This is a genomic window from Pseudomonas sp. P9_2, from assembly GCF_034008255.1.
Lineage (GTDB): Bacteria > Pseudomonadota > Gammaproteobacteria > Pseudomonadales > Pseudomonadaceae > Aquipseudomonas > Aquipseudomonas synxantha_A.
Genome location: NZ_CP125376.1, coordinates 3250511 through 3266430 on the forward strand (window position 1 = coordinate 3250511; position 15920 = coordinate 3266430).

The following is a 15920-nucleotide window of genomic DNA, read 5'->3' on the forward strand; positions in this document are numbered from 1 at the left end:
AACCAGGGGTTTTGTGATTTCTGGGGTTTGAAAGTCCAGCTTTATCAGGTCATGCGCTTGGCATATCCATTCGCCTTCCTATGACGTCCAGCAAATCGCAGCCGTCGCGCAAAGGGATTGAACAAAGCAACGCAAAATCACTGAGTACAACCGCATCACTACTGATCTCACTGCGTAGTGCGAGGTTCTCAAGGACTTGTGCAACGGCACGAAGTCGATAGGTCGCAGCATCGAGAAGTATTTCCAGTGGCACGGTGGTGTCGACAAAAAGGGCAGGTGTGGCGCTGTCGTTGCTGGTGAGGGCCATGTATTGGTTCATGAGTGATTCCACAAGACAAATATAAATACAACGAGGCCTTTTCACGCTAAGCCGTCAAAAAACGTCAGTTGCTCGAAAATAACGTCGTCTACGTTCCGCCTTGTCATCGAGTCGCCAAACCCGGTCGCTATGTGAGCGACCGAAAGACTATAGGTGTGGCGATTTTAAAAAGGCAGCCTGTCGCTTCTGAATGGAGCGTAGGACGTTGCCCAAAGCCACCAGCATCCGCGTTCAATGCCTATGCCGATGATGCACATCCGGAAAATGCGCATGGCTGTGCTTCATCACCGCATGCACATGCACATGGCTATGAGGCTGCGCCGGATCCCACTCAAACCCATGCTCATGCTGATGATGCTCATCATGCACATGCCAATGCCCATGTTCCGTTGCCTCATGCACATGCTCATGGGCATGTCGCTCCGTCAGGTGCAGCCACACGCCTACGGCCATCAGCGCCGAGGCAATCCAGAACGCTACGGTCACCGACTCGCCAAATACCAGCAGCGCCACTGCGGCACCGAGGAAGGGTGCCGTGGAGAAATAAGCCCCGGTGCGCGCACTGCCCAGCCCACGTAGCGCCAGCACGAACATCACCAGGCTGATGCCATAGCCCAGGAACCCCACCACCAGGATCGGCGCCAATTGCGCCACGCCCGGAATCCGCGCCCCGAGGTAAAGCGCCAAACCGCAATTCACCAGCCCCGCAATCAAACCTTTGGCACCGGCGATAAAGAGCGCGTCAGACGCCGACACCTTGCGCGTCAGGTTGTTATCTATCCCCCAGCACAAACACGCCAGCGCAATGGCGAGCGGCCCGGTCCAGTCCTGGCCGCCGCCGCCGGCGCCCGTCCATGACAACACCACGCCGCCCAGCGCAATGGCGATCATGCCGAGCACGATGCGCCGATCTGCGTTTTCTCTGAATACGACCCAGGCGATCACGGCGGTGAGCACTGATTCGAGGTTGAGCATCAAGGAGGCGGTGGCGCCGGCGGTGCGAATCAGGCCGAACATGAGGGCGACGGGGCCGAGGATGCCGCCGAAGGCGATGGCGCCGAGCAGCCAGGGCCATTGCGATGGGGTCAACCCGGTGGGTTTCCAGCCGCGATCACGGATCAGACGTACGCCGGCAAGGCCAATGCCGCTGCCCAGGTAAAGCAGGCCGGCAAGCAATATAGGCGAGAGGCCCAGGCCAAGGCTTTTGGCGAGCGGAGTGCTGGCGCCAAACAGGGCGGCGGCTACGAGGGCGTAAATGATGCTGAGTTTCATGGGCCATCCTCGAAGGTCAGGCCCATGATACGTCGCTTGCCGGGGTCAGCGCCCTGGCAGTTTCATACTTTATTGCGCGGTTTTCAGCTTGATCACATCACCGGAAATCTTGGTGGTGTAGCCGTTCAATACCCAGGCCCAGAACCACTTTTCTTGCACTTGGGTGTTGATCAGCGCGTCGCCGCCTTTGGCTTTGATGGCTGCATCCTGAGCGCGCACGAAGCGGTTGTTCTGGCCGATCGGGATGACGCCCAGCAGCATGATGCCGGTGGCGCTGGCTTCGCTGTGGCCGAGGACGGTGTATTGGCTGGCGTCGTATTGCTGGGTTTTCATGGCGGTGCCGGTGCAACCTGCCAGGGTGAAACCAAGAACGGCTGCTGCAACTGCTTTAATGACGTATTTCACTTGAAACTCCATGGACTCAACCTCAAGATTCAATTCCCGAGGGGGCGACACTTTAAGCGCTCGGTTGGCAGATTGAAAACAATCTGCCCAGGTTTCATGTTCAGGCTTGTGCGTGCGCCCAGGCGATCAAGCTCGGGTCTGAAGGTTATGCGCTTCTGCGTGCCAGCAAACTCCGGATCAACCGTCCATACACCACGGCGTTGATCAATATCACCACCGCCCCCAGCAGCAGTTGAATATTCGCCGTCAGCCCGGCGGGGTAGATCAGCGTCAGGATGTAGTGCTCGATAAACCCGCCGCCATAACCGTCCTGCCCGGCCAGGTGACGAAACAGGTTTTCCCAGCGGGTGAGCGGGCAGGGCAGGTGCAGCACCTCTACCGCGATCCCCCAGGCCACGGCGGGCAAGTGCAGCCACATTACCCTGGGCCATTTCAGGGCGAGCAGGCCACCGAACAGTACGAACAGGATAAAGGTCAGGTGAAACAGCACGAGGCCGTCGGCGACGAGTCGGTAGAGCATTGTGGGCACTTCGAATGGAGGGGCAAACAGTCTAAAGGGTTGCTCGCCGGCAAGGGTGGCCGTTATTGTGCTGAATCCATTTAGTCCTTGCCCCAAGGTTGTGTCGTGATGAATGCACCGCGTACCGCTGTCCCGATCAAAGCCGTGATTTTCGATATGGACGGGTTGTTGCTGGATACCGAAGGCATCTACACCGAAGTCACGCAGATCATCGCCGAGCGCTATGGCCGTACCTATGACTGGGGGATCAAGCAGCACATCATCGGGCGAGGCGCTCAGGATCTGGCCGATTACGTGGTCAAGGCGCTGGAGTTACCGATCACGCCCGCCGAGTTTCTGGAAATTCGCGAACCGCTGATGAGCGAGCGCTTTCCCAAGGCCCTGGGTATGCCGGGCGCCGAGGCGTTGGTGCGGCATCTGAAGGCGCACAATATTCCGATTGCGGTGGGCACCAGTTCATCGCGTAACTCGTTTGGCCACAAGACCACCTTGCACCGCGAATGGTTTGGCCTGTTCGACACCATCGTCACTGCCGACGACCCGGAAGTCGGTGCGGCCAAGCCGGCGCCGGATATCTTCCTCACGGCTGCGCGCCGTCTGGGTGTGGCGCCTGAGGATTGCCTGGTGTTCGAAGATTCGCCGTTCGGCGTGACTGCGGCGAAGGCTGCCAACATGACCGCCATCGCCGTGCCCGATGAGGCCATGGCGGACAGCAAGTACCAACATGCCGACCAGATTATCCGCAAGCTCGCGGATTTTGATCTGGCGGCCTATGGTTTGCCACCTATGTCCTGACCCAACACAGGGCAAAATGTGGGAGGGAGCAAGCCCCCTCCCACATTGGGTTATGCGCTGAAACCACCATCGATGGTCAGGCTGGCGCCCGTGATATACCCGGCTTCCGGCCCGGCCAGATACGCCACAAAGCTGGCAATCTCCTCCACGTGCCCATACCTGCCCACCGCCATCAACCCGATCAAGCTTTCGGCAAACTCACTGTTCGCCGGGTTCATATCGGTATCCACCGGCCCGGGCTGCACGTTGTTGATGGTGATACCCCGGGGCCCCAGATCCCGCGCCAAACCCTTGGTCAACCCTACCAGCGCCGCCTTGCTCATTGCATAAGGCCCGCCACCGCCAAATGGCATACGCTCGGCGTTGGTGCTGCCGATATTGATCACGCGGCCACCTTCGCCCATGTGCCTGGCGGCTTCCTGGGTGGCGATAAATACGCTGCGCACGTTGATTGCCAGGGTCTGGTCGAAGTCCTCCAGCTTGAAGTCTTCCAGCGGCGCGATGGCCAGCACGCCTGCGTTGTTCACCAGGATATCCAGGCGCCCAAACGCATCGACCGTGGCGTTGACGGCATTGCGAATTGCCGTGGCATCGGCGCTGTCGGCTTGAATCGCCAGGGCTTTGCCGCCTTCGCTGATCACGTCGTGCTGCAACGCCTGGGCCTTGGCGGCCGAACTGACGTAGGTAAAGGCGACAGCAGCACCCTGCGCGGCGAGGCGCTTGACGATGGCGGCGCCGATGCCGCGGGAACCGCCTTGAATCAGGGCGACTTTGCCGGTGAGGTTTTGTGTGGTCATGTCGATCTCCAAGTAGTTGATGGGCTGAGTATCGACCTGCCTCCGGCACGCCGGTAGACCGTGATTGCTATAGTCTGTGTAAACCAAAAGTTTAGAGTGGCCGATATGGAGAGCTTTGGCAGTATCGAATGCTTCGTGCGCAGCGCCGAGGGTGGCAGCTTTGCCGAGGCGGCCCGGCACTTGAGCCTGACGCCCGCAGCCGTAGGCAAAAGTGTCGCCAAACTGGAAGCGCGCCTGGGTGTGCGGCTGTTTCAGCGCAGCACTCGGCGGCTTACGTTGACTGAAGCCGGCAAGTTATTTCTGGAAGAGGTCAGCGCCAGCCTCACCACTATCCAGAATGCCGTGGCCAACCTGGCCAGCGCCGAAGGGCGACCGGTGGGCACGCTCAAGGTCAGCATGGGCACGGTGGTCGGCTGTATGTATATCGTGCCGCTGCTGGGGGAGTTTCTGAAACGCTACCCCGATATCAGCCCGGATTGGCATTTCGACAATCGCCAGGTCGATCTGATTGGCCAGGGCTTCGACGCGGCCCTTGGCGGCGGCTTTGAGCTGCCCCAAGGCGTCGTGGCACGCAAGCTGACGCCGGCTCACCGCGTGTTGGTGGCATCGCCTGACTATTTGGCGGCACGCCCAGCGGTGTTGCAGCCAGAAGACCTGGAGCACTGCGACGGCATCCTGATTCGCTCACCGCAAACCGGGCGAGTGCGCTCCTGGCAACTGACTCATCGCAATGGCGAGCACGGCCCGCTGAGTCTCAAGCCGCGCATGACCATGAGCGACTCGCAGGCCGCCTGCATCTGCGCCGAACAGGGCCTGGGCATTGCACTGGTGAGCATGCCGTTTGCCGTACCCTGGCTGGCGAGCGGCAAGTTGCTGCGGGTATTGCCGGATTGGTATGTGAACGACGGCAATATTTGCATCTACTACGCCGAACATAAACTGCTGCCAGGCAAGACTCGGGCGTTTGTGGATTTCATCATCGAGCAGTTTGCCGAGCAGCAGTTAGGCCAAAGATTCAGCGCAATCTAAAACCTTGTGATCAAAATGTGGGAGGGGGCTTGCTCCCGATAGCGGTGTATCAGCCAGCTATAGATAAGCTGGCTGATACACCGCTATCGGGAGCAAGCCCCCTCCCACATTTGATCTTCAGTGGCCGAACTTGCCGGGCCAACCAATGATCTTCTTGGGTCTTGGCTGCGCATACGTCCTGACTTTGGATGTCGACAACCCCAACCTCACCAACGATTCGGCAACCATCACCGCCGCCGTCACCCCGTCCACCACCGGCACTCCGGTGCGTTTGCGAATCTGCTCATCCAGCCCGGCCATGCCGCCGCAGCCCAGGCAGATCACTTCGGCCTTGTCGTCGTGAATCGCCAGTTCCGCCTGCTGCACAATGGCCTCCATAGCGGCCAGCGGGTCTGCTTCCAGTTCCAGCACCGCCATGCCGCTGGCGCGCACCGAAGCACAGCGCTGGTACAGGCCGGCGAGTTTCAGTCGGTCTTCAATCAGTGGCACGGTGCGGTCCAGGGTTGTGACCACCGAGTAGGCATGCCCCAGGAACATCGCGGTGCTGGCCGCCGCTTCGGTGATATCAACCACCGGCACATTGAGTAATTCCTGCAAGCCTTCACGGCCATGCTCGCCATAGCCGGCCTGGATCACCGCATCAAACGGCTGGTCGTAGGCCATGACCCGGTCCATGACGGCGATGGCCGCCAGGTAACTTTCAAAATTGCCCTCCACTGACTCGGCGCCGAAGTAGGGCGTGAGGCCGACTATCTCGGTGCCCGGTGACGCCACGGCCCGCGCTTGCTGAGCGATGGTGTCGGTGATCGATTCAGTGGTGTTGACGTTGACGACGAGGATGCGCATGAAATGTCCCTATTCAATGACTGACGTTATCGACGGCAATGCTTTCGCCGCTGACATCGGCGTAAACCGGCTGACGCTTGGCGATCAGCATGTACAGCAACCCTGCGATGCCGGCGCCGAACAGCCAGGAAAACGGTGAAACGCTGGCAAACCCTGGCAACAGCGCCAGCAGGATCGCGATCACTGCGGCAGGAATAAACGCCGCCACGGCGCGCATATTCACCCCCCGGCTGTAGTAATAAACGCCATTGGGGTCTTCGCTATACAGCTGCGGCACGTCCACCCGGCTTTTACGGATCAGCCAGTAATCGACCATGATCACCCCGTACAACGGCCCCAGCAGCGCGCCCAGGCCAGAAAGGAAGTACACAATCACCAGCGGGCTGTTGTAGAGATTCCACGGCAGTATCAGCACCGCCACGAAGGCGCTGATCAACCCGGCGCGGCGAAAGTTCAGGTACTTGGGCGCCAGGTTGCTCAGCACAAAGGCCGGGGCGACGAAGTTGGCCATGATGTTCACCGCCACGGTAACGATCAGGAAGGCCAGGCAACCGAGCACCAGGAAGAAGGTATTGGGGATTGCCGCGATGATTTCGGTCGGGCTCTCGATCACTCGGCCATTGAGCTGGAACTGGCCGCCGCACAGCAGCACGGTAATGGCGGCAAACACCAGGATATTCACCGGCAGGCCCCAGAAATTGCCGACCTGGATGGTCCTGCGGCAGGGCGAAGAGCGGGCGAAGTCGCAAAAGTTGAGGATCAAGGTGCCGTAGATCGCCAGCCACAGCGCGCCACCGGCAAAGATATTGCGCCACATCTCGCCGCCGCTCAGCGGTTCACGGATCGACCAGGCGATATGTCCGCCCGCCTGGAAGTACATCCAGCCGGCCAACGCAGCCACCGTGAGCAAAATCACCGGCCCGGCGAAGCCCTCATAGCGGCGTACCATTTCCATGCCATAGGCGAGGATCACCAACTGCACCAGCCAGATCGCGACAAAACATGCCCAGCCCAGGCTCGACAGGCCCAGGATCGAGTTGTGGTCATAATCGGCAAAACCCGGATGAATCGCCGTCAGCAATACGCGGAAAACCACCGATGCCAGGTACGTCTGGATACCAAACCAGGCAATCGCAATCACCGCCCGGATCAATGCTGGAATCTGCGCCCCATGGATACCGAAACTGATGCGGCTGATCACGGGAAACGGCACACCGGTCTTCTGTCCCATGTACCCCGACAAGTTCATGAAGAAGTACACCAGCGCCGCGCCGATCCCCAGGGACAGCAATATTTGCCAGCCGCCCAAGCCCAATGCATATAAGCCGATGGCAAACGAATAGTTGGCGATGTTGTGCACGTCATTGGTCCACAGCGCAAAGATGCTATAGCGCCCCCAGCGTCGGCCCTCGATTTTGGTGGGGGCCAGGTCCTTGTTGTGCAGGCGCGGGCTGAGGACCAGTGGGCCGGGGCTTGCAGCCTCGGGGTGGAGGGTGGAGGAGGGCAGATCCAGCGCGATATTGCTCGAAAGACTTGTACGCATTCCGGCAGGCTCCAGCGCATCGGCAGCAAAGCGGCGGATGGCAAAGTGTATGTAGGTTTTGTATTGATTGTATACAAAGCGTACTTTTCACTAAGCCACATGCGTGCCAGTTTTCAATATATGAAAAGCAGTGTTAATTTCGTTTTTATAGGAGTGTTAAATAAATTGCTGAATTACAAGCAATATAAGTTGACCGCTTGAACAGGTATTTATTTTTTAATCGGGAATGGCGAAATTCGTATACGAGTAAATCAACAAAGAGGGATGTTACGTTTTGGTGCGCTGAAGCTTAAGCTGCACACAAAAATGGCACCGATAGTTACATAGTTGTGTACATTTTTAAGCTATACACAAAACAAGCCCCCTCCCACATTTTTTACCGCATCAACTTTCTGGCCTCAGGCCTTGCTGATGATATTCCCCGCATGCAGCCCGCATTCCTTCTGCGTGGCTTCTTCCCACCACCAGCGGCCTTCGCGCTCATGCTGGTTAGGCAATACCGGGCGGGTGCAGGGCTCGCAGCCGATGCTGATAAAGCCGCGCTCATGCAGGCTGTTGTAAGGCAACTCCAACATGCGGATATAACCCCACACCTCTTCGCTGGTCATCTGCGCCAGCGGGTTGAACTTGTACAGGGTACGTTCCGGGGTGGAGAAAGCCGTGTCGATTTCCAGCGCAGCCACCTGGCTGCGGGTGCCGGGGCTCTGGTCGCGGCGCTGGCCGGTGGCCCAGGCACTCACACCGGCGAGCTTGCGGCGCAGCGGTTCGATCTTGCGGATGCCGCAGCATTCGCCATGGCCGTCCTTATAGAAGCTGAACAGGCCCTTTTCCTTGACGAAGGGTTCCAGCTTGCTCTGGTCCGGCGAGATCAGTTCGATATCGATCTTGTAGAACTCACGGACCTGCTCGATAAACCGGTAGGTTTCCGGGTGCAGACGGCCAGTGTCAAGGCTGAATACCTTGACGTTCTTGTTCAGCTTCCAGGCCATGTCCACCAGCACCACATCCTCGGCACCGCTGAAGGAAATCCACAGGTCATCGCCGAACTGGCTGAACGCCAGCTTGAGAATATCCTGGGCAGACTTGTTGGCATAAGTCGCGGCGAGTTCAGCGACGTCGAAGGCTTGGTTCATCAGGACGGTTCCTACAGGTCAGTGGCGCTGAGCGCTCTATAGGCGGCGATGGTATCAAAATCTGCCGTGCGTTGCGGCGGCGTGCTTGAGTCGCTAGAGTTCGGCAGTCCTTTTGCCCGCTCAACTAATAAATCCAATGGAGTGTCTTGTGGAAATTGCCTGTCTTGACCTGGAAGGGGTGCTGGTTCCGGAAATCTGGATCGCCTTCGCCGAAAAAACCGGTATTGAATCCCTGCGCGCCACCACCCGCGACATTCCCGATTATGACGTGCTGATGCAGCAGCGCCTGCGCATTCTCGACGAACACGGGCTCAAACTGGCCGATATCCAGGCGGTGATTGCTACGCTCAAACCGTTGGACGGGGCCGTCGAGTTCGTCAACTGGCTGCGCGAACGCTTCCAGGTGGTCATCCTGTCCGACACCTTCTACGAATTCTCCCAACCGCTGATGCGCCAGCTGGGTTTCCCGACCTTGCTGTGCCACCGGTTGATCACTGATGAAAATGATCGGGTGGTGAGCTACCAGTTGCGCCAGAAAGACCCCAAGCGCCAGTCGGTATTGGCGTTCAAAAGCCTCTACTACCGCGTGATCGCTGCCGGTGACTCGTACAACGACACCACCATGCTGGGTGAAGCTGATCGTGGGATCCTGTTCCATGCGCCGGAGAATGTGATTCGCGAATTCCCGCAGTTCCCGGCGGTGCACACCTTTGAAGACTTGAAGAAAGAGTTTATCAAGGCGTCGAATCGGCAGTTGAGCCTGTAAGTTATGCGGCGCGACTGATTGCCCCATCGCAGGCAAGCCAGCTCCCACCTTTGATCGCGGCGCGGTCGAAGGTGGGAGGGGGCTTGCCCCCGATAGGGCCGGTACAGCCCCTACAAACTTTCCAAAGTCTGTAACAACACCCGCACCTTCGTCAGCGACTCCTGATACTCCGCCTGCCACTGCGAATCCGCCACAATCCCACCGCCACCCCAGCAACACACCTGCCCGTCCTTGACCAGCAAACTGCGGATGGCGATGGAGCTGTCCATCTCGCCGCGCACGTCCAGGTACACCAGCGAGCCGCAGTACAGCCCGCGGCGGGTGGGCTCAAGCTCGTCGATGATCTGCATCGCGCGGATCTTCGGCGCGCCGGTGATGGAGCCGCCGGGGAAGCTGCCGGCGATCAGGTCGAGGGCGTCTTTGTCGTCGGCCAGTACACCGGTGACACTGCTCACCAGGTGGTGCACGTTGGGGTAGCTTTCCAGGCTGAACAGTTCCGGCACTTTCACCGAGCCTATGCGGCAATTGCGACCGAGATCGTTGCGCAGCAGGTCGACGATCATCAGGTTTTCTGCGCGATCCTTGGGGCTGGCGAGCAATTCGGCGGCGTTGGCGGCGTCTTCTGCAGGTGTTACGCCGCGAGGGCGGGTGCCCTTGATCGGGCGGGTCTCGACCTGGCGTTCGCTGATGCGCACAAAGCGTTCCGGTGACAGGCTCAGTACCGCACCGTCATCGGGCAAGCTCTGGAACCCGGAAAACGGCGTGGGGCAGGCTTCTCGCAGGGCGCAATAGGCTGCCCAGGGATCCCCCATGCAGGGTGCGCGAAAGCGCTGGGCAAAGTTGACCTGATAGCAGTCGCCGGCCTGGATGTAATCCTGGATACGCGCGATGGCTTGGCGGTAGGCCTCTGCGGTGAGGTCGGGTGCCATCGGGCCCTGGAGTTTGAACGTCGCAGAGGTGTCGACAGTCCCGTGGCTGAACAGCGCGATCAACCGTTGTCGTTCGCTATCGGCCAGCGTGGGATGAAACACCAGTTGGCTGCTCCGGGCCTGGTGGTCGCTGATCAGCGCCCAGGCGTACAGCCCGAAGCGCGCGTCTGGCAGGTGCAGGTCATCCACTGCCAGGTGCGGCATGTTCTCAAGGTGCCGGCCGAAGTCGTAGCTCAGGTAGCCGATCAAGCCTCCGGCGAACGGCAACTGTAAATCGGCGGGGATTGCGGCTTCACCCAATCGCGCGAGGTTTTTCCGCAAGTGTTGCAGGAAATCACCGCCGCTTTCGTCCGGCTCTACCGTCAATGTCGCTTCGGGCCAGGCACTGAGCAGGTCATACCGGCCGCGATCAGCCGTCGGCCGGCCGCTGTCGAGCAGTACCGCGCCTGGAGCATGGCGAATCGCCGCAAAATACTCGGCGGGGTTGGCCCGGTAGGGCAATGGGTGTACGGAGCAGGTCAACATGCGGGGTTGGATCAGCCAATGGCGCGGGGGAGGGGGATTGTAGTCCCCTGTAGGATTTGCTCCTAGAGGGGATGTAGGGGATAGACAGTTTGAAGACCGGATCAGCCTTCCACGGGCGGTATATGCCCAAACATCTCCTGCACGAACTTCACCCGCTCTTGCGGGGTTTCCGTCACGCCGGCAGCTTTGAGTTCTTCCAATCGCGCTTCCACCGCATGGGTGCGCAAAGTCAGGCCGCAGTCGTTGGCAATCTGGATGTTCAGCCCAGGCCGTGCGTTCAACTCAAGGATCAGCGGGCCTTTTTCCTGGTCCAGTACCATATCCACGCCGATATAGCCCAGCCCGCACAGCTCATAGCAGCCGGCCGCAAGCTGCATGAAACCGTCCCAGTTGGGCAGTTGCACACCATCGACCGCATTGGTGGTGTCAGGGTGCTTGGTGATGATGTTGTTCAGCCAGGTACCGCGCAGGGTCAGGCCAGTGGCAAGGTCGACGCCCACGCCGATCGCGCCCTGGTGCAGGTTGGCCTTGCCGCCGGACTGGCGGGTCGGCAAGCGCAGCATGGCCATCACCGGGTAGCCCATCAGTACGATAATGCGAATATCCGGCACACCCTCGTAGCTGATGCTTTTGAAGATCTGGTCGGGCACCACACGGTACTCTATCAGCGCCCGGTCGCGGTGGCCACCCAGTGAATACAGGCCGGTGAGGATGCTGGAAATCTGGTGCTCGATCTCTTCATGGCTGATGATCTTGCCGGACACCGTGCGATAGCGTCCTTCAAACCGGTCGGCCACTACCAGGATGCCGTCGCCGCCGGCACCCTGGGCGGGCTTGATCACGAAGTCGCTGCGCCCACCGATGATCTCGTCGAGCTTGTCGATTTCCTTCTCGGTGGAGATCACCCCGTACATTTCCGGCACATGGATACCGGCGGCCAGCGCCCGTTCCTTGGTGATGATCTTGTCATCCACAATCGGGTACAGGCTGCGTTTGTTGTACTTGAGCACGTAGTCGGCGTTACGCCGATTGATGCCCATGATCCCGCGCGCTTCCAGGGCCTTCCAGGTTTTCCAGAAGCCAAACATCAGGAGTCAGCCTTCAGGAATGCCTTGAAACGCACCAGCTCGGTGAGGCGATAGCCGCGATAACGACCCATGGCCAGCATGAAGCCCACCAGAATCAGCAGGATCGCCGGGAAGGTGAACACGAAGTAAACCAGCTCCGGAACGCTCATGATGAGGTGGGCCAACGAGGCGGCGAACAGGGTACCAATCGCCACTTTCAGTGCATGGTTGGCGCCGCGCTCTTCCCAGGTAATCGACAGGCGTTCGATGGTCATGGTCAGGATCACCATCGGGAACAGCGCCACCGACAAGCCACGCTCCAGCCCCAGCTTATGGCTGAACAGGCTGATGGCGGCGATCAGCACCACCACGAAGGTCAGCACCACCGACAGCCTCGGCAGCATCTGCAGTTTCAAATGTTCCAGATACGACCTGAGTGACAGCCCCAGTGCCGTGATAATCGTGAACAGCACAATGCCGAAGCCCAATTGCGTCTCGCGGAACGCCAGGGCGATCAGCACCGGAGTGAAGGTGCCCAGGGTCTGCAGGCCGATCAGGTTGCGCAGGATCAGAATCACCAGCACGCCAATCGGGATCATCACCATGATCATGAAGGTCTGCTGGGTTTGCAGCGGCAGGCCGTACAGAGAGTATTCGAGGAAGTTGGCGTCGGTGTTTTCGTCGGTCAGCTTGGCCAGGCGAATCGCGTTCATTTCGCTGTTGTTGAGGCTGAAGGTCACCATGGCCTTCTTGCCGCCATCGACCGTGATCAGGTTTTCATCGCCGGTCCACCACAGCAGGCGGTCGGCGGGCAGGCCCTGTTCACCGGTCTCCGGGTTGAAGTACAGCCAGTCGTTGCCGTTGAAGCTGCGCAGCCACAGCTCCGGGGTTTGCGGCTGGTCGGCTACCAGGCGGATGGTGTGGACTTTCTCCACCGGCACATGGGCAATGGACAGCAGCAGCTCGACGATCCTGGCCTTGTGCGGCGTCGACGGGTCGCCGGCCAGCAGCAGCTTCACATTGTCGTCGTTGAGGTTGTTGGTGCGCTTGATGGCTTCGCTGATAAAGGTCTCGACGTCGGCCGAGTGCTGGCGGATCGGCGCCAGCAAGGCTTCGGCGGCGATTTTTTCCGGGCCTTCCACGGCGATGCTGTCGCGGAAGGTCGGGCCCTTGATCTTGATCTTTTCGCCGCTGTAACGCTTGGTCAGCACCAATCGGTAATACAGGGTCTGGTTACCCTTGGCCCGGCGCGCTGACCAGGTGACCTTGCGGTTGCCGTCGATGCGGTTGACGCTGACTCCATAGTTGTTGGAGATAAAGCTTTCATTAAGGCTGACGAAGTCGCGGCTCAGAGGCGGCACGAACATCTGGATCTTGACCGGGTCCTTGGGGTTGGCGACGAACTCGACCTTGGCGTCGATGTTCCACAAGTCGTCGGTGGCATCCTCGGTCACGGGGATCCCCAGCACGAAAATCTGATAGGCGGTGACCGAAATGCCGAGCACCACCAGGAAGGTGATCAGGATTTTCAGGTGCAGGGTCAGAGAGCGCATTCGGTTTACTCGGCGGTATGAGCGTCGGCGACGCAGGCGGGTTTGCCTGCTGCATATTTAAGACTGGGGTCGACCAGCGCATCAAAGCGTTTCAGCGCTTCGGAGCCGATCAGCAGCGGGTATTGGAAGCTGCTGCGGTCAGTCAAGTTCACTTCGATGCTGCGTAAAGCAGTGCCCATGCAGATATCCAGGGCAACCACCGGACGGGCGGTGTAGTTCTTGTCCTCATCGGGGTCGTAGTCGCCGGCGCGGCGCTTGATCTTGCTGACGCGGGCCAGGGGCAGTTCGATGGGGTGGGAGTGGGCGGTGTCGATGGCCAGGTAGAAGCGTACCCAGGTTTCGCCGTTGCGCTTGAAGCGCTTTATATCGCGGGCGCTCAACGAGGCGGTCTTGGCGCCGGTGTCGAGCTTGGCCGCGACTTCCAGGTCGATACCGTCCAGCTTGGCGTATTCATTGAGGCCATACACCGTTTTCTCGGCGGCGAAGCCAAGGCTGGGCAGCAACAGTAGGCAAATAAACAGGGGGAAGGGCTTGAGTCTCATAAATCCTGAGGCGGTGCCGTGCGATGTTCAATTCAAGGCGACTGGCATTGCTGCGCAAACTCCCTCGTGCGCCGTTTCATCCAGGGATGTCAGGCAAATACGCCGGGCATTCTAACATGATGCTTTTTTGGCGCCAGCGCTGGCAGGCGGCCATGCCTTGGATGGGTTATTCAGGCGTATTAGACGATTGTCGACAATGTGTATTTATTCTTTGACTGTTAAGGGGTAATTAGCTAGTTTTTGCGGCATTGCTTTTAAAGGTGTCGACAATATGCTGGATCAGGCGGAAATTCCGATAGCGGCGTCAGACGATTCCCAAACCATGTCCGAGAACGTCTTCCGGCGTATCCAAGCCGCCATCGTCAAAGGTGAAATTGCCCCCGGCAGCAAGATTTCCGAGCCGGAACTGGCGCGTACCTACGGCATCAGCCGCGGCCCGCTGCGCGAGGCGATCCACCGCCTGGAAGGCCAGCGCCTGCTGGTGCGCGTGCCTCACGTTGGCGCACGGGTTGTGTCGTTGAGCCACGCCGAGCTGATTGAACTCTATGAGATCCGCGAGTCCCTGGAAGGCATGGCCTGCCGCCTCGCCGCCGAGCGCATGACCGACGCGGAAATCGAAGAGCTGCGCCAGGTATTGCACACCCATGAGCGCGATGCCGCGTTCCAGGCCGGTGTCGGCTATTACCAGCAGGAAGGCGACTTCGACTTTCATTATCGGATTATCCAGGGCGCCGGTAACCGCACCCTGACCCAAATGCTCTGCGGCGAGCTGTACCAACTGGTGCGCATGTACCGCATCCAGTTTTCCGCCACCCCCAATCGTCCACGCCAGGCCTTTGCCGAACACCACCGCATTCTCGACGCGATTGCCGATCGCGATGGTGAACTGGCCGAACTGTTGATGCGCCGGCATATCGGCGCCTCTAAACGCAACATCGCCCGTCACTTCCCGGACGGCGCTCCTTCATCACGAGGTGAGTCATGAGTAATAACAACAGCACTCCCGGCCAGCGTTTCCGTGACGCAGTCGCCAGCGAACAGCCTTTGCAAGTTGTTGGTGCAATCAATGCCAACCACGCGTTGTTGGCCAAGCGCGCCGGCTTCAAGGCTATTTACCTGTCGGGTGGCGGGGTTGCCGCCGGCTCGCTCGGCGTGCCGGACCTGGGTATTACCGGCCTGGATGACGTACTCACCGACGTGCGCCGCATTACCGACGTCTGCGACCTGCCGCTGCTGGTGGACGTGGACACTGGTTTCGGCTCCTCGGCATTCAACGTGGCGCGCACCGTCAAGTCGATGATCAAGTTCGGCGCCGCCGCCATCCATATCGAAGACCAGGTCGGCGCCAAGCGCTGCGGGCATCGCCCCAATAAAGAGATCGTGTCGCAGCAGGAAATGGTCGACCGCATCAAGGCTGCCGTGGATGCGCGTACCGATGACAGCTTCGTGATCATGGCGCGCACCGACGCCCTGGCGGTCGAGGGCCTGGAGTCTGCCCTTGAACGTGCCGCCGCGTGTATCGAAGCCGGTGCCGACATGGTCTTCCCGGAAGCCATCACCGAGCTCGAGATGTACAAGCTGTTCGCTTCCCGCGTAAAGGCGCCGATCCTGGCTAACATTACCGAGTTCGGCGCGACGCCGCTGTACACCACCGAACAGTTGAAATCTGCGGATGTTTCCATTGTGCTGTACCCGCTCTCGGCCTTCCGTGCCATGAACAAGGCTGCCGAGAACGTCTACACCGCGATCCGTCGCGACGGCACCCAACAGAACGTGATCGACACCATGCAAACGCGCATGGAGCTCTACGATCGCATCGACTACCACACCTTCGAGCAGAAGCTCGACGCGCTGTTTGCCGCGAAAAAATAATGCGGTG

Annotated in this window: 17 protein-coding genes; 5 read left to right on the forward strand and 12 right to left on the reverse strand. The window is 59.5% G+C overall.

Annotated elements, in window-relative coordinates; all coding sequences use genetic code 11:
• Positions 1-49 precede the first annotated feature (49 nt).
• The 4 genes from QMK52_RS14560 to QMK52_RS14575 all read right to left on the reverse strand — a co-directional run bounded on the left by QMK52_RS14560 (position 50) and on the right by QMK52_RS14575 (position 2516).
• Complete coding sequence (locus QMK52_RS14560) at positions 50-319, reverse strand: hypothetical protein (protein WP_005790433.1); 270 nt, start codon at positions 317-319, stop codon at positions 50-52.
• Between the two features lie 231 nt (positions 320-550).
• Complete coding sequence (locus QMK52_RS14565) at positions 551-1591, reverse strand: DMT family transporter (protein ID WP_320403007.1); 1041 nt, start codon at positions 1589-1591, stop codon at positions 551-553.
• Positions 1592-1660: 69 nt separating this feature from the next.
• Entirely contained in the window at positions 1661-1996 is a 336-nt protein-coding gene (locus tag QMK52_RS14570; RefSeq protein ID WP_148852824.1) for a hypothetical protein, read from the reverse strand.
• Between the two features lie 145 nt (positions 1997-2141).
• Positions 2142-2516, reverse strand: a complete 375-nt coding sequence (locus tag QMK52_RS14575) for a DUF2784 domain-containing protein (protein WP_005790428.1) — start codon at positions 2514-2516, stop codon at positions 2142-2144.
• Between the two features lie 108 nt (positions 2517-2624).
• Between QMK52_RS14575 and QMK52_RS14580 the strand changes: the two genes are divergently transcribed.
• The gene (locus tag QMK52_RS14580; protein WP_005790426.1) at positions 2625-3311 is read left to right on the forward strand and encodes an HAD-IA family hydrolase; all 687 of its coding nucleotides are present in this window, start codon (positions 2625-2627) and stop codon (positions 3309-3311) included.
• Positions 3312-3361: 50 nt separating this feature from the next.
• On the opposite strand, the gene QMK52_RS14585 is transcribed toward QMK52_RS14580, so the two are convergent.
• A complete protein-coding gene (locus tag QMK52_RS14585) occupies positions 3362-4108 on the reverse strand; it encodes a 3-oxoacyl-ACP reductase family protein (RefSeq protein ID WP_032879901.1) in 747 nt (248 codons plus the stop codon).
• A gap of 105 nt (positions 4109-4213) precedes the next feature.
• On the opposite strand from QMK52_RS14585, the gene QMK52_RS14590 reads away from it, so the two are divergent.
• Positions 4214-5137, forward strand: coding sequence for a LysR family transcriptional regulator (locus QMK52_RS14590; protein WP_194440701.1), 924 nt, complete (start codon positions 4214-4216; stop codon positions 5135-5137).
• Positions 5138-5254: 117 nt separating this feature from the next.
• On the opposite strand, the gene QMK52_RS14595 is transcribed toward QMK52_RS14590, so the two are convergent.
• The 3 genes from QMK52_RS14595 to QMK52_RS14605 all read right to left on the reverse strand — a co-directional run bounded on the left by QMK52_RS14595 (position 5255) and on the right by QMK52_RS14605 (position 8659).
• A complete protein-coding gene (locus tag QMK52_RS14595) occupies positions 5255-5983 on the reverse strand; it encodes an aspartate/glutamate racemase family protein (RefSeq protein ID WP_005790421.1) in 729 nt (242 codons plus the stop codon).
• Between the two features lie 13 nt (positions 5984-5996).
• A complete protein-coding gene (locus tag QMK52_RS14600) occupies positions 5997-7526 on the reverse strand; it encodes an NCS1 family nucleobase:cation symporter-1 (protein WP_194438943.1) in 1530 nt (509 codons plus the stop codon).
• 398 nt (positions 7527-7924) lie between these two features.
• Positions 7925-8659: a phosphoadenylyl-sulfate reductase gene (locus tag QMK52_RS14605; RefSeq protein WP_005790417.1), complete on the reverse strand. Its 735-nt coding sequence runs from the start codon at positions 8657-8659 to the stop codon at positions 7925-7927.
• 148 nt (positions 8660-8807) lie between these two features.
• Here QMK52_RS14605 and thrH point away from each other — a divergent pair, with 148 nt between their 5' ends.
• The gene (gene thrH / locus QMK52_RS14610; RefSeq protein ID WP_005790415.1) at positions 8808-9425 is read left to right on the forward strand and encodes a bifunctional phosphoserine phosphatase/homoserine phosphotransferase ThrH; all 618 of its coding nucleotides are present in this window, start codon (positions 8808-8810) and stop codon (positions 9423-9425) included.
• Positions 9426-9535: 110 nt separating this feature from the next.
• On the opposite strand, the gene pabB is transcribed toward thrH, so the two are convergent.
• From pabB to QMK52_RS14630, 4 genes are all read right to left on the reverse strand, one after another.
• Complete coding sequence (gene pabB / locus QMK52_RS14615; RefSeq protein ID WP_320403008.1) at positions 9536-10879, reverse strand: aminodeoxychorismate synthase component I; 1344 nt, start codon at positions 10877-10879, stop codon at positions 9536-9538.
• A gap of 101 nt (positions 10880-10980) precedes the next feature.
• Positions 10981-11967 (reverse strand): alpha-L-glutamate ligase-like protein, encoded by a 987-nt coding sequence (locus tag QMK52_RS14620; protein WP_005790412.1) that lies wholly within the window; start codon positions 11965-11967, stop codon positions 10981-10983.
• Positions 11967-13499 carry an inactive transglutaminase family protein gene (locus tag QMK52_RS14625; RefSeq protein ID WP_005790411.1) on the reverse strand — a complete coding sequence of 511 codons (1533 nt, stop codon included), beginning with the start codon at positions 13497-13499 and terminating at the stop codon, positions 11967-11969. Before QMK52_RS14625 ends, QMK52_RS14620 begins: the two co-directional genes overlap by 1 nt.
• Before the next feature lie 5 nt (positions 13500-13504).
• Positions 13505-14041, reverse strand: coding sequence for an ATP-dependent zinc protease (locus QMK52_RS14630; RefSeq protein ID WP_320403009.1), 537 nt, complete (start codon positions 14039-14041; stop codon positions 13505-13507).
• Positions 14042-14312: 271 nt separating this feature from the next.
• Here QMK52_RS14630 and QMK52_RS14635 point away from each other — a divergent pair, with 271 nt between their 5' ends.
• Together QMK52_RS14635 and prpB are read left to right on the forward strand one after the other, a co-directional pair.
• Positions 14313-15026, forward strand: a complete 714-nt coding sequence (locus QMK52_RS14635; protein ID WP_005790408.1) for a GntR family transcriptional regulator — start codon at positions 14313-14315, stop codon at positions 15024-15026.
• On the forward strand, positions 15023-15913 hold the full coding sequence (gene prpB, locus QMK52_RS14640; RefSeq protein WP_005790406.1) for a methylisocitrate lyase: 891 nt from the start codon (positions 15023-15025) through the stop codon (positions 15911-15913). Before QMK52_RS14635 ends, prpB begins: the two co-directional genes overlap by 4 nt.
• The last annotated feature ends 7 nt before the right edge of the window (positions 15914-15920 follow it).